This window comes from Sulfitobacter marinus (assembly GCF_900116285.1).
Lineage (GTDB): Bacteria > Pseudomonadota > Alphaproteobacteria > Rhodobacterales > Rhodobacteraceae > Sulfitobacter > Sulfitobacter marinus.
Genome location: NZ_FPAJ01000007.1, coordinates 49,854 through 66,398, shown reverse-complemented (window position 1 = coordinate 66,398; position 16,545 = coordinate 49,854). Strand labels below are relative to the sequence as shown.

The 16,545-nt window shown below is 57.2% G+C and carries 14 protein-coding genes and 1 tRNA gene; 1 reads left to right on the top strand and 14 read right to left on the bottom strand.

Annotated features, from left to right (window positions below; all coding sequences use genetic code 11):
* Positions 1 to 57: 57 nt before the first annotated feature.
* The 13 genes from BM347_RS16130 to hemE all read right to left on the bottom strand — a co-directional run bounded on the left by BM347_RS16130 (position 58) and on the right by hemE (position 14,488).
* Complete coding sequence (locus BM347_RS16130; RefSeq protein WP_093917537.1) at positions 58 to 483, bottom strand: acyl-CoA thioesterase; 426 nt, start codon at positions 481 to 483, stop codon at positions 58 to 60.
* Entirely contained in the window at positions 484 to 1,662 is a 1,179-nt protein-coding gene (gene boxA / locus BM347_RS16125) for a benzoyl-CoA 2,3-epoxidase subunit BoxA (protein ID WP_093917536.1), read from the bottom strand.
* 94 nt (positions 1,663 to 1,756) lie between these two features.
* Positions 1,757 to 3,208, bottom strand: coding sequence for a benzoyl-CoA 2,3-epoxidase subunit BoxB (gene boxB, locus BM347_RS16120; RefSeq protein WP_093917535.1), 1,452 nt, complete (start codon positions 3,206 to 3,208; stop codon positions 1,757 to 1,759).
* A gap of 71 nt (positions 3,209 to 3,279) precedes the next feature.
* Positions 3,280 to 4,938, bottom strand: coding sequence for a 2,3-epoxybenzoyl-CoA dihydrolase (boxC, locus tag BM347_RS16115; protein WP_093917534.1), 1,659 nt, complete (start codon positions 4,936 to 4,938; stop codon positions 3,280 to 3,282).
* Positions 4,939 to 5,062: 124 nt separating this feature from the next.
* Positions 5,063 to 5,506 (bottom strand): DUF309 domain-containing protein, encoded by a 444-nt coding sequence (locus BM347_RS16110; RefSeq protein WP_093917533.1) that lies wholly within the window; start codon positions 5,504 to 5,506, stop codon positions 5,063 to 5,065.
* Positions 5,507 to 5,509: 3 nt separating this feature from the next.
* Positions 5,510 to 6,337: an alpha/beta fold hydrolase gene (locus BM347_RS16105; protein ID WP_342742195.1), complete on the bottom strand. Its 828-nt coding sequence runs from the start codon at positions 6,335 to 6,337 to the stop codon at positions 5,510 to 5,512.
* Positions 6,334 to 7,878: a benzoate-CoA ligase family protein gene (locus BM347_RS16100; protein ID WP_093917532.1), complete on the bottom strand. Its 1,545-nt coding sequence runs from the start codon at positions 7,876 to 7,878 to the stop codon at positions 6,334 to 6,336. The genes BM347_RS16105 and BM347_RS16100 overlap by 4 nt, the downstream gene beginning before the upstream one ends.
* A gap of 86 nt (positions 7,879 to 7,964) precedes the next feature.
* Positions 7,965 to 9,779, bottom strand: a complete 1,815-nt coding sequence (locus tag BM347_RS16095) for a feruloyl-CoA synthase (RefSeq protein WP_093917531.1) — start codon at positions 9,777 to 9,779, stop codon at positions 7,965 to 7,967.
* A gap of 80 nt (positions 9,780 to 9,859) precedes the next feature.
* The gene (locus tag BM347_RS16090) at positions 9,860 to 11,179 is read right to left on the bottom strand and encodes a TRAP transporter large permease (protein ID WP_093917530.1); all 1,320 of its coding nucleotides are present in this window, start codon (positions 11,177 to 11,179) and stop codon (positions 9,860 to 9,862) included.
* Position 11,180: 1 nt separating this feature from the next.
* Positions 11,181 to 11,699: a TRAP transporter small permease gene (locus BM347_RS16085; protein WP_425442476.1), complete on the bottom strand. Its 519-nt coding sequence runs from the start codon at positions 11,697 to 11,699 to the stop codon at positions 11,181 to 11,183.
* A 149-nt stretch (positions 11,700 to 11,848) separates the two neighbouring features.
* Positions 11,849 to 12,883, bottom strand: coding sequence for a TRAP transporter substrate-binding protein (locus BM347_RS16080; protein WP_093917528.1), 1,035 nt, complete (start codon positions 12,881 to 12,883; stop codon positions 11,849 to 11,851).
* Between the two features lie 416 nt (positions 12,884 to 13,299).
* Positions 13,300 to 13,376: transfer RNA gene (locus tag BM347_RS16075), tRNA-Met, on the bottom strand.
* 62 nt (positions 13,377 to 13,438) lie between these two features.
* A complete protein-coding gene (gene hemE, locus BM347_RS16070) occupies positions 13,439 to 14,488 on the bottom strand; it encodes a uroporphyrinogen decarboxylase (RefSeq protein ID WP_093917527.1) in 1,050 nt (349 codons plus the stop codon).
* A 109-nt stretch (positions 14,489 to 14,597) separates the two neighbouring features.
* Here hemE and hemC point away from each other — a divergent pair, with 109 nt between their 5' ends.
* The gene (gene hemC / locus BM347_RS16065) at positions 14,598 to 15,551 is read left to right on the top strand and encodes a hydroxymethylbilane synthase (RefSeq protein ID WP_093917526.1); all 954 of its coding nucleotides are present in this window, start codon (positions 14,598 to 14,600) and stop codon (positions 15,549 to 15,551) included.
* 86 nt (positions 15,552 to 15,637) lie between these two features.
* Here hemC and hemF read toward each other — a convergent pair whose 3' ends face one another.
* Positions 15,638 to 16,531 carry an oxygen-dependent coproporphyrinogen oxidase gene (gene hemF / locus BM347_RS16060; protein ID WP_093917525.1) on the bottom strand — a complete coding sequence of 298 codons (894 nt, stop codon included), beginning with the start codon at positions 16,529 to 16,531 and terminating at the stop codon, positions 15,638 to 15,640.
* Positions 16,532 to 16,545 lie beyond the last annotated feature (14 nt).

Here is a 16,545-nt window from a genome sequence, read left to right as displayed (position 1 = left end):
TAGTGCAAGATTACCGCCATACCCCGCGGGATCAAGAATATTCTGCAAAAAAATGCATTACCCTTCGCGTATCAGCGGTTCGACCACTTTGCGGATACGATCAGGTGCTGGCATGCTTTTGAAAACGTCCGCTTGGGTGAACACGCAGGTAAAGCTGCCCGTGAAACACAGCACATTATTCTGATAGGCTTTCATCCCGAATGTGATGGACTTCTCGCCCAGCCGCGTCGGATAAGTCTCGCACATCAGACGATGGCGCGGGGTGACGGGGCTGCTGAAATCCATCGACAGGTTCACAAAAGGCGTGCCCATATTGCGGTCGATTTCCATCTGAAACCAACCTTCGCCGTCGAAATGTTCTTCCCACCAGGCATTGATCGCGTCTAGGGCGAACCATGGTAGACGGGCGGTATAGGCGATCTGCGCCGGGTCGCAATCGCCCCAAGTGACGCGAATTTCATGAACAAAAGGCGTGTCGGTCATTCAGTAGGTTTCCACATGGTAGCGGCCGTCTTCACGCATGGTGTCGCGCAACGCTTCCCATTGCTGCCCCATGCTTTCGGCGATTGAAGTCATCGCCCTTTCAACACCTTCCTCCATGCCCCGCAACCCGCAGATATAAATATAGGTGTGTTCATCGACCAACAATTCCGCGATGGCTTCCTGCTCAGCGATAATCCGGTCCTGCACATATTCCTTGTCTGTGCCCGCCTCGCGACTGAACACCAGATGCTGTTTCATCAGGCTTTCCGGTATCTTCTTGAGCGGGCCGAAATACGGCAGGCTTTGCGGCGTACGCGCGCCAAAGAACATTGTCATGCCGCCTGTCGCGCCGCTGCGCTGGCGCTGCATGGTAAAGGCGCGCATAGGCGCGGAACCGGTCCCTGTACAGATCAGCAGCAAATGCGCCTTCGGATCGCTTGGCATCAGGAATGTCGCGCCAAAGGGGCCTGTCACCTCGACCTCGGTTCCGGTTTCCAGATCACATAGGAAGTTTGACGCCAGCCCGCCTTCCTCGCGTTTCACCGTAAGCGAGATGTTGTGATAACCGGGGCGCTCACCGTCCCGCGGGCTAGAAATCGAATAAAGCCGTGGAAGATGCGCGTTGCCATCTGCATCGGTGCCGGGGGGGAGGATGCCAACCGATTGCCCTTCGAGCACCGGAAACGGCAGCGCGCCGGGGTCAAGGATGATGTGCCGCAAGTCGTGGTCAGGGTCATCGGTCAGACGGTAATTCCCCTGCACCTTCATCTTGGCCGGCTTGCCAAGGTTGTACATATTTACGGCGGGCTTGCTGGCCGTCAGCGGTGCTTTGGCTTTTCCGCCCGCGCCTTTATGTGCCTCGGCCAATAATGCCGCAATTGGGTCCACGGCCCCCTCGTCCGACGATGGGGCGGGTGCGGCGATGTCTTCTTGATCGGGCAGCTCGTCCATCTCGAACTGCTGCTCCAGCGTGTAGGGTGTGTCGACCACGCGCCATTCGTCGATCGATCCAGTCGGGCAGACGGGAATGCAATCCATGCAAAAATTACAGGTGTCGAAATTCACCACGACATTGTTGTCGTCATGTTCAATCGCGCCCACAGGGCAGGTCATTTCACAGGTATAGCACCGGATACAGATCTCGGGGTCGATGAGGTGCTGTTTGACGGGCTGGTTCATGACGCATGCTCCTGCGGCTTTATGTGCGGATGGGCGGACCAAAGCCCACCCATCGTTTTTATCTGCGTAGGGTGGGTACACCCCACCGCGCGCTTTAGGCCATGTGCAACTTTACATATTCAAAGTCGCCCGGCTTGTTATCGATGCCAACTTTGGGTGCGGCGATCCAGCTGGCGTATTTACCCGGCTCATAGCAAGGTACCATCAACGATTGGATATAATCACCATCCGCCTTGGTCGGCAGCCATTCGTCTTTGCGTTTGTGCCATTCATCCGACGACATGATATTACCATCGGGGTCAACAGCCACGGCGCTGAACACGCCGATCTGACGGTGGAAACCCTCGTGCGGCATCTTGAATTCGTAATCGATCCCAGCCTTGGCGATCTGCTTGTTCCAGCGCCCGACACCGCCTGCCGCATCACGCACATAATCATCGCGCAGACGCATGTTGATCGCGGTTAGCGCAGGCACGTCTTCGGTGATGATCTTGCCATCCTTCACTGACGTCACCGCATAGGTATCGTTTTGCAGTTTGTGATCATCGTCGATCCGCTGCTCCATGTACCGGCCTTTGATACCATAGTTGAACGCATTGGCCGCGTTGGTCGATACTTCTTGGCCGAACAGATCCAGCGACAGTGTATAGTGCAGGTTCAGCTTTTTCTGGATCGTGGGCAGGTCGATCACGCCCAAATCGCGGATCTTATTGATATCATAGGGGTCGGTGATGCCCGCCTTGTTCATCGCCTCAAGCGTCGCTTGAATGGTGCGCCCCACGCCGGTTTCGCCGACAAACATGTGGTGCGCTTCCTCGGTCAGCATAAAGCGGCAGGTGCGCGACAGCGGGTCGAACCCGGATTGCGCAAGGCTTTCCAGCTGCATTTTGCCGTCACGGTCGGTGAAATAGGTGAACATGAAAAACGACAACCAATCCGGCGTTTCTTCGTTAAACGCGCCCAGCATGCGCGGGCTGTCATCCGAACCCGAGGACCGCACCAGCAAATCATCCGCTTCTTCACGCCCATCACGGCCAAAGTATTTTTGCAGCAGATATACCATCGCCCACAGGTGGCGGCCTTCCTCGACATTGACTTGGAACAGGTTGCGCATGTCGTAAAGCGATGGCGCGGTCAGCCCAAGGAAGCGCTGCTGCTCGACCGATCCCGGCTCCGTATCGCCTTGGATCACGATCAGACGTTTCAGCATATTGCGATATTCGCCGGGCACTTCTTGCCACGCGGGTTCGCCGTAATGTTCACCCATCGGGATTTTACGATCTTCAACCGCGGGGGCCAGCAAAACACCCCAGCGGTATTCGGGCATCTTTACATAATCGAACTTTGCCCAGCCCTTTGGATCAACCGACACGGCCGTGCGCAAATACACCATCGATTCCTGAAAGTTTTGCGGGATCAGGTCGTTCCACCAATTGATGTAGCCCGGGTGCCATTTCTCCAGCGCTTTCAGCACCTTTTTGTCCTGGCTCAGATTCACGTTATTCGGAATTTGGGTGTCATAGCTTACGTTGATTAGGTCGATCATTGATTTCCTCCTCGTGGGGTCAAAATCTTTCAAAGATTTTGGGTCGGATTTTTTGAAAAAATCCGCGCCCGTTACACACGTTCCATGTTGTATTCACCGCGCATGCCTGTGCCGTAACGTTGCAGCGCGCCGTCAGGGCCAACCGCGTTGGGACGCTGGAAAATCCAGTTCTGCCACGCGGTCAGGCGGCCAAATATGCGGGTTTCCATGGTTTCGGGGCCGGCAAAACGCAGGTTCGCCTCCATCCCCGTCATGGCATCGGGACTAAAGCTGGCGCGCTCCTCCATAAACAGGCGCACCTCATCCTCCCAATCGATGTCGTCATAGACATAAGTGACTAATCCGGCATCATCGGCGGCATCGGCCTCAAGCTGCTGACCCTTCAGGCCCTCAAGCGTCGCGATATCCTCGGGCGTACCCAAGAACCGCGTTTCAAGCCGGGTCAGGTCATTGCCCATTTTATATGTACCAAAGTTGCCATCGCTCAGGGTCACCGTCGCAAGGGGGCGGTTATCCCCGTCAAATTCCTCAAGCATCATATAGCTGCGATCCACGGCCCACAGCAGTTCGGCCAAGGGGCCTGCAAAGCACGATCCATGTTCGACAATCGCAACCAAACTGCGCGAGGTCATATCAACCCGCTTCAACACACGTTTCCAGTATTGCAGGATTTCATTGGCAAGCCAGTGATCCTTGTTGGCCAGCAATAGCGCCTCATGGGCGATCACAAGCTCCGGATCACCTTGGGTCTGAAATTCGATCAGGCCCAGTTCCTTTTCGTTGTTGCGCAAGTGCAGGATGGCGTCGTCGAGTTCCCGTGCACAGCGCAATATCCATGCCTCTGCGCCTTGAGCTGCCAACGCATCCACATCGGCAGGGGCCGCGGCATCTGGCCCTTTGATGGTCACCGTCGCGCGTTTTGCACTGCGGTTCAGCACCACCTCAACGGTGGAATAGGTGATGCCATCCGCGGTGAAGCTTCGCGACAGGGGTGTGAGTTCAATACCTTGCGCCACATCTACCTTGTCCGAATTTGCAGCCATCTCGCGTGCGCGTGCAACCACCGTTTCGTCAAACTTTGAATTCGGGATCACCTCATCGACCAGACGCCATTCCTTGGCACGCTTGCCCTTCACGCCTTCCTCGATCGAACAAAACACATCGGCGCGGTCCCGGCGAACCTTGCGCTTGTCGGTGACGCGGGTCAGGCCGCCTGTACCGGGTAGAACCGCCAGCAGCGGCACCTCGGGCAGGGCAACCGAGGACGTGCTATCATCGGTCAGCATGATGTGATTGCACGCCAGAGCCAGTTCGTATCCGCCCCCTGCACAGGCCCCTTTGACCGCGCAGATATAGTTTTGGCCACTGTCTGCCAGCGCCGCTTCATAGGTGTTGCGCGTCTCGTTGGTGAACTTACAAAAGTTCACCTTGTGACTATGCGCAGCGCCGCCAAGCATGCGGATATTGGCACCGGCGCAAAACACCTTGTCCTTGGCCGATTGCATCACAATGACTTTAACCTCTGGATGTTCAAACCGCATCCGCTGCACGATATCTGCCAATTCGATATCAACGCCCAGATCATAGGAATTCAGCTTTAGCTCGTAGCCCTCAAACAGCCCGCCGTTTTCATCCACATCCATATAGAGGTTGGCAACAGGGCCATCATAATCGATTTTCCAGTGGCGATATTTGGACGGATCAGTTTGAAAATCGATAATCTTGGTCACATGCAGTCTCCCTTGTCGGTCCGGTTTGTCGCCACTTCACAACACCGTCTCTTTGGTCAATTAGTGCACAATATGGCATATTATTGCCATATATTTCTGAATTTAGGCCAAGTAACTTGGTATTTCATGCATTATCTAGCATATTTATCTGCACTCGCGTTGCTTCGACCCAAGCACTGGTATCGCTCAGCCGCAGCCCCAGAATCGTTTCAGCCGCCCCGCATTGCCCCAACAGATCATCGACCATAGCACAGAGCCTACGCGCCGCGTTCGGTTTGCCCATCCGAACTTTCAGCCGCGCGTTGGCCAGTTGGATCATGGATTGCACAAAGGTCCGTTCAGGTGAGGGATCAGGCGCATGCATCCAAACCGCCTCTAGAACCTCGTGGCATTCCCAAAAATACCCGCCATGGAAATAGGATAACCCGGCCTGCCACGCCTCGGTCTGATGCAGCAGTTGAACCGGCGTTTCGTCGGTGGCACTCGCCTTGATATGATCAAACCAATCTTCGGGATGGCGCGCGTTCAGGCCCGGCACATGTGCATGCGGTGGAACCAAAACGCCCATGCCCTAGGCCATCTGAACGATTTCGCGTTCAATCCGGTCTAGGCGGGCGCAGAATTCACGGACCGCCTCCAAGGTGGCATGGGGTTGATCCGACTGCGGCGCATGCCCGCAGTTGTCCAAAATCGCTGTTTCCAGAGGGGAATATATCCGGGTCTCGATCTCTTGGATCTGGGCCAGCGTTCCGTAAGGATCATCGCGCCCCTGAATGGCAAGCACCGGTATACGCAAATGGTCGATGCTATCGCCGACATTCCACGCCGCGAACCCCGGATCAGTCCAGACATCATGCCAGCCGTGAAACGCGACATCTACATTGTCGTGATACTTGGCCAGCTTTTCCTTTAGCCCTCCATTGGCATAGGCATCGCCTGCCGATCTGATCGCTGCCAAACCGTCCGGCTCGGTAAAGAAATGCGGAGCCAAAAGAATCAGCGACCGGATACGCATATCGGACACCGACCCCGCATAGATCGTGGCAATCGTGGCCCCATCGGAATGGCCCAGCAAAATCGCATGCTCAATCCCCGCAGCATCCAGCACATCGCCCAGAGATTGTTCCGCCTCGCGGGTCATGTAGTCCAGCGGGCGCGGCAGATCAACGGGATCAGATGCCCCATAGCCCGCCCGCGAATAGGCCAGCACACCAAAGCCGGTGGCATCCACCAGCGCCTGCGGAAAATCACGCCATAACGCAACGCTGCCCAACCCTTCGTGCAGCAACACAAGCGTTGGAGCATCGGCAGGTTTTGGGCCCCATGCAGCATATTCCAGAGATTTCCCACCCGCCGTCAGCCGCTGACCCGCTTCATTTGACCATGTCACACCCATCATGCTTCCCCTCGCAATTTGAACCGTTGTATTTTTCCCGTCGCTGTTTTGGGCAGGTCTTCGACCACCTCGATCCAGCGGGGATATTTCCATTTGCCGATCTTTTCTTTGACGTGGCTTTTCAGCTCGGCCAGCAAGGCATCATCCGCGCTGCCATCCTTGAGCACGACGAAAGCCTTGGGTTTCTCCAGCCCGTCGGCGTCTTCGGCAGCCACAACGGCGGCTTCCAACACGCGCGGATGGCTGACCAGCGCACCTTCAACCTCAAACGGCGACAGCCAGATGCCGGACACCTTGAACATATCATCCGTGCGCCCACAGTAGGTCAGCCGGCCATCCTCGGCCAACTCGTATTTGTCACCTGTCCGGGTCCAAACACCTTCGAAAGTGTTGCGGGATTTGTCGCGTTGGTTCCAGTATGAATTCGCAGCCGAGGCCCCGTTCACCAACAATTCGCCCACGCCGCCGGGCAGCACGTCCTCGCCTGTCTCGTCCACCAAACGCAGCGTATAACCGGGCACAGCAACACCCGATGTGCCATACACCAGATCATCTTTGCGATTACTTAGAAAAATATGGAGCATTTCAGTCGATCCCACACCGTCAAGGATGCTGGTGCCCGCGTGTTTTTCCCACCTTAACCCCACCTCTTCCGGCAAAGCCTCGCCCGCTGAAATACAGGTGCGCAGTGGCACCTTCAGGCTGCCCGCGCTGTCCATATGGGCGACCATCGCGGCATAAAGCGTCGGCACGCCGCAAAATACAGTCGGCTTTTCGGCGTTCAGAATATCCACAACACCATCGGGCGTCGGGCGGCCCGCAAGCAGCAGGGTCGTTGCCCCGACAGACAGTGGGAACGACATGGCATTGCCGAGACCGTAAGCAAAAAAGAACTTGGCGGCAGAGAACACAACATCGTCCTCGGCAATTTCAAGCACCTGTTTCCCGTAAGTGTCAGAGGTCGCCCGCAAGGCGGAATGCACATGCGCGACGCCTTTCGGCTGGCCCGTCGACCCAGATGAATAAAGCCAGAATGCAACCTCATCCGGGCTGACCGGCAAGGTGTCGCGCGGCGCGGCACACGCAATGAAATCGTCAAAACTGGTGGTGCCGTCGACCGGGTCACCGATCACCACCACATGCCGCAAATAGGGGTTTCCCGCGACCGCGTCCTTGGTGACGTCCCACAGCTCGGCCGATACAAAAAGGATCGCAGCCCGTGCATCCCGCAGGATCGCATCATAGACGGAGGCCGCCAAAAGCGTGTTGAGGGGCACGGGAATAACCCCGCATTTTATGGCACCCCAGAAAATCTGCGGAAATTCGATCTGGTCCAGCACCAATATTGCTGCGCGTTCTTCGGGGCGAATGTCGGCGCGCGCCAACGCGCCCGCAACCATCCCCGCCCCCGCAGCCATCTCTCCGTAGGTCAATGTCCGGTCACGGCCAATCTCTCGGAACGCAACTTTGTTAGCGCGCCCTTCTTCAGTGTGACGGTCGACGAAATATGTGACTGCATTCGCTATTGTGTTGGCAGCGGTCATCTCGGTCCTCCCAAACGTCGATGCTTTATTGTGCACTTACTAAATACTGCCGCAAGACAACTCGCCCTATTGGGCAGTTTATTGCATTAAACCGCCGATATACGCGCACCGTCTGCGGGATCGTAAACCCGGTCGACCAATTCCGCCCGGCGCATCAGCATCTTGGGAAAGTTAAGATTGCCTTTGGCCGTGACCTCTCCATCGCCCATCGAAGGCGGATCGGTCATGATGACCGCACCCGTCACACGCGACGCGCTGCCGATTGTTTTCGAGGCCAATTTCTTCATCACTGCGCCGATCTTTTCCATCAGCGGCGGGCAGATCATTGCGCCCGCATCATCCGACACCTGCCAGCCCTCGGCCTTGATCGTGGCGTGGTTGGGCACCAGCAACATGCCCACTTCGGCACGACCCTGACCTGTCAGCACAAGATCCGACACATAAGGGGCCAAGGCAGCCAGCATATCCAGCCGCAGCTGCGCCGCGCGCACCCATGTCCCCGTCATCAGCTTGAAGTCTTCGGACATGCGCCCGTCAAACATCAGCCCGCGCGAAGGGTCCTCCGGGTCGACAAAACGCATCGCGTCGCCCGTGACAAAGAACCCGTCTTCGTCGAACGCATCAGCGGATTTATCGGGATTGTCATGATAGCCCTTGGTGATCGTCGGCCCCGCCACCCGCACATCGCAGCGCCCGTCGTCATCAGGGATCAATTTCACGGTCACACCGGGCAGCGGCACGCCCACGATACCCGCGCCCTTTGCCGGTTCGTGCTGCAACAAGGCGGCTGGCGCGGTTTCTGTCAGCCCCCAAGATGAGTTGATCAACGGCAGCTTGCCACGCGTCTCCATGGCAAGGCGTTCCAGCTCGGCCCAGGTTGCCTGCGGCAGCGACGCCCCCGCGTAAAAGATCATATCAAGCTGCGCAAAATAGCGTTCACGCAACTGCTTGTCTGCCTTCAGCGCTGTGACCAGCTGGGCGAACCCGACTGGCACATTAAAGCTGATCGTGCCGGAAATCTCGCGCAGATTGGCAAGGGTTTTGTCAAACATCCCAACGGCGGGCTTACCTTCGTCGATGTACAGACTGCCGCCGTTTGCCAGCATAAGGTTAAAGTTATGCGACCCGCCAAAGACGTGGTTCCACGGCAGCCAATCCACCAGTTGCGGGGGCCGCGTCGTCACAAAGGGCAAGGCTTGGGCCAGCTGTGCTTGATTCGTGGTCATCATTTTTTGCGTGGTCAGCACGCCTTTGGGATCAGAGGTCGATCCCGAGGTCATCAGTATTTTCGCCAATGTATCGGGCGTGATCTGTGCAAAGGCTGCATCCACATCCGCACCGCCTGGCGTCAGGAAGCTGTTGAAATCGGTCGCACCTGTGTCGCCGGGGGCCGAGGACAGCTTTTCCGCGCGGCTCAGGCTGTCCAACCCAAAGGCCCCTGCGTATTGGGTGGCATCTGATGCGTAGACCATGCCCGGTTTTACCAGTTTGGCCACGTAATCCAATCGTGGCAGGGCCGCGGGGATCAGCGAGTATTGTTCGGCCACCGGCACGGTCGGCACCCCCACATATTGCGCGGCAAGCGACAGTAGCCCGTGATCGATACTGTTGCCCGATACGATCAGAATGGGTTTATCCGGCCCCAGATCACGCTCCAAAAGATGCCCGGCAATGGCCCGCACCATCTCAAGCGCCTGGGCGTAACTGACCGTCCGCCAGCCAGCACCTGACCGTTCGGCCAGAAAGGCCCTGTCGGGCGTCGCTGCGGCCCAATCATGCAGCCAATCGCCCGTGCACCGCGCCACCGGCCCCAGATCATAGCCCGACTCAAGGATAATCGCCCCGTCCGGCCGGTCGGTTCTAATGACTTTGTGGGGTTTCAAATTGGCACTGTTGGTCATGATTCCTCCTTGGCCCCGCCGGACAAGGCGGACCTAATGAATGTTTTCACCCGCGCTGCAACGCGGGAACGGGGCCAAACCTAGCCCGGTAACAGGAACAATGTGATCGCGGGGAACATCACCAGAATGATCACACGGACGATGTCGGATCCGACGAAATACATCACGGCCTTGTAGGTTTCGGTCATGGGTGTTTCGCGGTCCATCGAGTTGATGATGAACAGGTTCATCCCCACGGGCGGCGTAATCAGCCCCACCTCGACGACAATAAGAACCAAGATACCAAACCAAATTGCCACATGTTCCGTGCTCATCCCGAAATCCATCGCTGAAATCACCGGAAAGAAGATCGGCACGGTCAGAAGGATCATCGACAGGCTGTCCATGAGGCAACCAAAGATCAGGTAGAACACCAAAATGATTGTCAGCACCAACCAGGGGCTATAGCCCTGCCCAACAACCCAATCGGACATAAATTGCGGCACGCCAGACAGCGCCAGAAAACCGTTATAGAACCCGGCCCCCAGCACGATAAAGAAGATCATGCCGGTGGTTTTCGCAGTGCCCAGAAGGCTTTCGCGCAGCAACGACCAGTTCAAGCTGCCAGACAGCAACGCCGCAAGCCCCGTGCCTGCCGCACCGATGGCGGACCCTTCAGTCGGGGTGAACCATCCCAGATAGATGCCGCCCACAACGACGACAAAAATCACCAGAACTGGCCATGTGTTGGCCAACGCCTTGAACCTTTCGCCCATCGGCACCGCAGGGCGCGTACCCGCCGAATTGGGGTTAAGGCGCACATAGATCGAAATCGTAATGATATACCCAAGCGCCGCGAGAATGCCGGGAATGAACGCGGCAAGGAAAAGCTTGGCGATGTTTTGTTCGGTCAAGATTGCGTAAATCACCAAGATTACCGAAGGCGGGATCAGAATGCCCAGCGTGCCGCCCGCCGCCAGTGTTGCGGTGGAAAAGCCCCCTGAATAGCCATAGCGGCGCAGTTCGGGCAGGGCGACCTTGGACATGGTTGCCGCCGTGGCCAGCGAACTGCCGCAGATCGCGCCAAAGCCGGCACAGGCCCCGACGGCGGCCATCGCGACACCACCCCTGCGATGCCCCAGAAAGCTTTCGGCGGCTTTGAACAGCGCCGTGGACATGCCCGACAGGGTCGCGAATTGCCCCATCAGCAAAAACATCGGAATGATCGACAATGAATAGCTTGAAAATGTCGTGTAGGTCTCAGATTTCAGCTTGGCCAGCAGCGGGGTCGGGTTGCCGCCCATGGCGAAATACCAGCCGCCAAATCCGCACAGCAGCATCGCCAATCCGATCGGCGCGCGCAAAAAGATCATCAACAAAAGCACAGGAAAGGACCAAAAGCCCAGTTCTAGATTGGTCACGTCAATGTGCCCCTTGTTCGCTGGGTAGGATGTTTGCGTCGGTCGCTGCTTCGATCACACGCACAACGGCGCAATATGCCGCGACGATGCAGGATATGATGCCCGCGGCGAAACTGGCGGCATAGGCCCACCAGACCGGAAATTGTAAAAACAGCGTTGTCTCGCCATTGCCGATATAGCGCTGCATCCCCTCGAACAACCGCCAGACGATCAGAATAATCACTGCTGTCAGGATCAGCTCCCAGAATGCGGCGATCCAGCGGTTAGCCCGCCGCGACAGAACCGAGGTAAAGATATCAACGCTCGCATGGGCTCCGTAAAACTGGCAAATCGGCAGAAACGAGAAAATCGCGAAGGCAATGCCAGCCTCTAGCAGTTCGTAATTGCCGTTGATCTCTCCGATCCCTAGGTCAAGCAAGGCTTGGGACAGGCCGTTCAACTGGGTTTGGAAGAACTCGTTATGAAGCACTTTGTTCGCGGTGCGCCCGATAATCGAAAGCGTCGTCATCAGAATCAGCACGACCAAGACGAGCCCCCCGATAACTGCTGTAAACCGGGCAAGAAATTGTATCAGCCGATGCATATGACATCTCTTAAGTTAGACAATTTTGGTGTGGCGATTGGCCTGCGGCGTTTGATGCGCCGCAGGCCATGGCTAATGTCGTTAGCTTATTTACCGTACGCGTCCATCAGGCCTCGGGCTTCGTCGATCAGGGCCTGACCGTCGATGCCTTTGCTGTCCATGTCAGCAATCCAGCTCGCATAGATCGGCTGCGCGGCATCACGCCAAACCTGCGTTTCCGCGTCGGACAAGGTGACGATGTTGTTGTTCAGACCTACCGCGATTTCGCGCGCGGGGCCATCTGCATCCGCTTGCGTCCCCCCTGCAAAAACCGAGAACTCATGGCCGGAATTGTCGTCGATGACCTTTTTCAGATCGTCAGGCAGGCTTTCGTACTTGTCTTTGTTCATCGCCAGAACAAAGGTCAACGTATACAGCGCAGAGCCCGTGAACTCGGTGTGGTTCTTGACCAGTTCCGACACTTTCAGCGCAGGCGTCACCTCCCAAGGGATGGTCGTCCCGTCGATAACTCCTTTGGACAGGCCTTCGGGAATTGCGGGTACTGGCATGCCAACAGGTGTTGCACCAGTTGTTTCCAAAAGCTGGTTGACCAGACGTGATCCGCCGCGAATTTTCAAACCTTGCATATCAGCAGGCGTGCGCACCTCTTTATTGGTGTGCAACAAACCGGGGCCGTGCACCCATGTGCCCAAGATGTGCACATCTTTGAATTCGCCATCTTTCATGTGCTTTTCAAACATCTGCCAATAGGCAGAGCTGGCCGCCCGTGCATCGTTCACCATGAACGGCAATTCGAATACCTCGGTCGACGGATAGCGGCCCGGCGTATAGCCGACCACGGTCCACACGATATCGGCCACACCATCAATCGCTTGGTCCATCAGCTCTGGTGGTTTGCCGCCAAGCTGCATCGACGGATAACGTTCAACCTTGATCCGGTCGCCGCTGTCTGCCTGAACCTTATCGGCCCAAACGTCCAACACCTGCTTGGGCACGTTGGCCTGTGGTGGCAGGAACTGGTGCATGCGCAGCGTGACGTCTTGTGCCAAGGCACCTGTCGCGCTCATCCCCACGGCAAGTGCGGCCGCAGCGACACCCAATACGGTTCTTCTCATCATCATGTTTTCTCTCCCTATAGTTGGTCGTAACGGTGCCCGCTTTATGCACGCTTTCCGCAAACTCGTTTAAACTCGGGGACAACAACAGATGCACAGCAATCACAGATGTGATGCTCTCCTCCATACATCCGTTTCCCTCCCCTTGCGTGCATGTTGCCCAACAGATCAGGCAACGCGACGCTTCTTATCAAAATTGTTAGGCCATCTAACAATATTTGTCATTAACTTTTCAGCGCTCTTTCTGTGCAATGCCGCATTGGCCTTTGCGCATTGGTAAAACCCACAGATTAAAGCAACTTAGCGCGGCTGACTTTGTAACCGTCAAACGAAATTCTTCGGTGATGCATAATATTTCACATGTCGGACATGCTATGGTCGGCATATTTCGGGCCAAACCGCAAAATTTCAGGGGTGGGGGATGGTGGCGTTACCTGGATTTGAACCAGGGACCTAACGATTATGAGTCGTTCGCTCTAACCAACTGAGCTATAACGCCATCGGCGCTTCGAATATGACGGGCCTTGGCCCCCGTCAAGGGCCAAAACCAATCTAATGTCATCAACCTGCGTCGCGAACCGTATCAATCATCAATTGAACGTTGTCAGGATTGGCGTCTGGCGTGATGCCGTGACCCAAATTAAAGATATGCGGCCCTTTGGAAAAGGCCTTTACGATGCTGCGCGTCTCATCAATCAAATCCTGCCCACCGGTGACCATATGGCGTGACGCAAGGTTGCCCTGCACACAGCCATCCACCTGAACATTGGCCGCAGCCCACTCAGCAGACACGGAATTATCCAGCGCAACGCAATCCACACCAGTGGCCTTGTGGAAGCCGATATACTGATCGCCCGCCTCACGCGGGAAGCCAATGATAGGAATGCCGGGGTGGCGCTTCTTCAATTCTTGGGTGATCTCGCGCGCCGGCTCCAGCGCGTATTTCTGGAACGCCTCGCCAGAAAGCGACCCCGCCCAGCTGTCGAAAATCTTCATGACCTCCGCGCCAGCCTCGATCTGCGCCGACATATATTCAATCGTCGCCTTGGTGATCAGGTTCAGCAGCGATTCAAATAGCGGGTTGTCATTGATCCGCAACTGGTGCGCAGGCCCCTGATCCTTGGTGCCTTGCCCCGCGATCATATAGGTCGCCACCGTCCACGGCGCGCCCGCAAAACCGATCAGCGTGGTTTCCGGTGGCAACGCCCCCGCAAGGTTGCGCACGGTTTGATAGATCGGGTTCAGCGTCTCGTGGATATCGTCCACGGGCTTCAACTGATCAAAATCCGCTTGGGTGGTGACCGTGGACAAGCGCGGCCCTTCGCCGGTGACGAACCACAGATCGGCCCCCAGCGCTTGTGGCACCAGCAAAATATCCGCAAACAAGATCGCTGCATCAAACCCGAACCGCCGGATCGGCTGCAAAGTCACCTCGGTCGCCAGATCAGGATTATAGCACAACGACAGGAAATCCCCCGCTTCGGCGCGCGTGGCCTTATACTCGGGCAGATAGCGCCCCGCCTGACGCATCATCCAGATCGGCGGTGTCGCCAGCGTTTCACCCGCCAAAGCGCGCAAAATGGTTTTGGTTGGGGCTGTTGTCTGCGCCATGTGTCGGCTCCTCAGGTAATCTTTTGCCTTGGTCAAGATGTGAGGGCTGGAAGTCAAGGCGCGGGTGCCGCATTGTCGCACAAAATTGACTTGGCCCAAAGAGAACTTCATGACCCTGACCCTGCCTACCCCTCAGAACCCTTTGCACATCGGCACCCGTGGCTCGCCCCTCGCCATGGCCCAAGCCCATGAAACCCGTGCGCGGCTGTCAGCGGCGTTCAACCTGCCCCTGACCGCGTTCGAGGTGGTGGTGATCAAGGTCACCGGCGACATGATCCAGGATCGCCCCCTCAAGGACATCGGCGGCAAGGGCCTGTTCACCCGCGAAATCGAAGAAGACCTGCTGGCGGGCAAGATCGACATCGCCGTCCATTCGATGAAGGACATGCCGACTATCCAACCGGGTGGCCTGCTGCTCGATACTTTCCTGCCGCGCGAGGACCCCCGCGACGCCTTTGTCGCTCCCCAGATGTCCGCCCTTGATCAACTGGCCCAAGGCGCGGTTGTCGGCACCTCCAGCCTGCGCCGCCGCGCGCAATTGCTGCACAAGCGCCCCGATCTGCAGGTCGTCGAATTCCGCGGCAACGTGCAGACCCGTCTGCGCAAGCTGGCCGATGGCGTGGCAGAATGTACCTTCCTCGCCATGGCAGGGCTGAACCGCTTGGACATGGAAAACGTCCCCGCCACCCCCATCAACGACACCGACATGCTGCCCGCAGTCGCCCAAGGGGCCATCGGCATCGAACGCCGCGCTGGTGACGCCGATACAGAGGCGCTGCTGTCCGCCATTCACGACACCCCCACAGGCCAACGCCTGACCGCAGAACGCGCCTTCCTGCTCACACTGGACGGCTCTTGCGAAACGCCTATCGCAGGGCTTGCCACGCTGGACGGCGACACCCTGCACCTGCGCGGCGAAGTCTTGCGCCCCGACGGATCAGAGGTCATCAAAGGCACCCGCAACGGCCCAATCTCGGATGGCGGTCAAATGGGCGTCGACCTCGCCCAGGAACTGCTCGCCCAGGCCGGCCCGCATTTCTTCGACTGGCACGGGGGCACATAGCCCCCCCGCGACCCATTTCCAAATGGTCCAAAATCCCGGGGGAGTCCGCAGGACGGGGGCTGACCCCCGTGCCCGCTGTCAGAACGTCACACCCATTTGGCGAGGGGCGGCAGGCTCATCAATACGGCGTTGGCATCATGCCCGGTCTCAAGCCCGAACTTTGTGCCGCGATCATAAACCAGATTATACTCCGCATAGAGCCCGCGATGCACCAGTTGGGCATCCTTATCCGCGTCATCCCAGCCCTGCGCTTTGCGCTTTTCAACAAGCGGGACATAGGCTGGCAAAAACGCACGGCCGATATCTTGGGTCAGCTTAAAATCCGCCTCCCAATCGCCGGTGCAATGATCATCCATGAAAATACCGCCCACACCCCGCGCACGGTTGCGGTGCGGGATATAGAAATACTCGTCGGCCCATTCCTTTAGCTTGGGATACAATCCCAAACCATGCGGATTCAAATGCGCCTTTTGCTGGTCGTGAAAATGCGCCGTATCCTCGGCATATTCGATGCAAGGGTTCAGGTCCGACCCGCCACCAAACCACCACGCATGGGGTGTCCAGAACATGCGGGTGTTCATGTGAACTGCCGGGGCATGGGGGTTTTGCATATGCGCCACCAGACTGATGCCAGAGGCCCAAAACCGTGGGTCGTCTTTCATGCCGGGAATGCCCTTTCGCGCCGCCATCGCAACCTGCGCGCGTTCGCCCAATGTGCCATAAACGGTCGAGATATTGACACCGACTTTCTCGAACACACGCCCGCCGCGCATGACGCTCATCAATCCGCCACCGGCATCCGATCCATCGTCGCTGCTGCGCTTGGTTTGCGTGACCTCGAACTTGCCCACAGGCGCATCGGCCAACGGCCCGGCATCGTGCCCTGCTTCCAACCCTTCGAACGCATCCACAATCTGGTCTCGCAATGTACGAAACCATGCTGCCGCGCGGGTTTTTGCCGCCTCGAAATCATCTGTCATATGCTATTACCTCT